At 57.1% G+C, this 833-nt stretch carries 2 protein-coding genes; one reads left to right on the forward strand and one right to left on the reverse strand.

Features of this window, described 5'->3' with window-relative positions; translation table 11 throughout:
• Positions 1 to 498, forward strand: a 498-nt coding sequence (locus tag AC1DRJ_RS30375) for a helix-turn-helix transcriptional regulator (protein ID WP_477805369.1), incomplete at its 5' end; no start/stop codon positions are given.
• 22 nt (positions 499 to 520) lie between these two features.
• Here AC1DRJ_RS30375 and AC1DRJ_RS30380 read toward each other — a convergent pair.
• Positions 521 to 833 (reverse strand): hypothetical protein (locus AC1DRJ_RS30380; protein ID WP_477805370.1); only part of this gene is annotated, 313 nt, incomplete at its 5' end.

The raw sequence follows: 833 nt of genomic DNA on the forward strand, positions 1-833 counted from the left end.
GTGCAGGCTTACCGACGCTATTTCAAAACGACGGTGTACACGGGTCAATCCTGCAACGCGCTGGTGCTGCGCGATGAACAACTGAGTCAGCCACTCGAGCAACATGCCCCCTACTTGCATCACGCACTGGAGCAGTATTTCAACCAGTTCGACTTGCAAGCGACATCGAGTGTCGTCAATCAAGTTGAACGCTTGGTCTTGCGCATGATGCCGATACAACKTTGCCGACTGCCATTGATTGCCGAGCAGCTCGGTATGCACGTGCGCATGTTGCAACGACGCTTGGCCGAGGAGGGGCGCAGTTTTGATGAAGTGGTCGAGGCCCTTCGCCGTGAACGTGCCGACCACTATCTGGCCGAAAGGCACATGCCGATGTCCCAAGTTGCCGGTCTTCTGGGCTATAGCGAACAGAGCGTGTTCAATCGCGCTTGCCGGCGCTGGTTTTCCATGTCACCGGGAGCCCGGCGCCGTCAGTTGCTTGGAGGTGGCGACCCCTGATGAGGTCGCTCGACCGGGTAAATCATTTAGTGGCTTGCGCGACATTCCCGCAGAAAATATTGGCGTTGCCATCCTCGGGTGAGGTTCGCAGAAGAACGGAGTAGTTGCCCGCAAGCAGGTCTTGCATTTTGATCGGCGCGCTTCGGTAAAAGGTCCACCCACCGGTCCCCGCATTGGGTTCCGTATTGACCTTGTCGTTCAGTGCGAAGGCGACGGGGCCGGGTTGCTGGCAGCTGCCTTTATTGATGAACGTGAAGATGCGCGGGGGCATGATGGTCCCGGTTGGAACACCTGTGATGTAGAAGTCGAAATTGGTTTTATCGCCCACGCTGGTC

This window comes from Pseudomonas sp. P5_B2 (genome assembly GCF_056400445.1).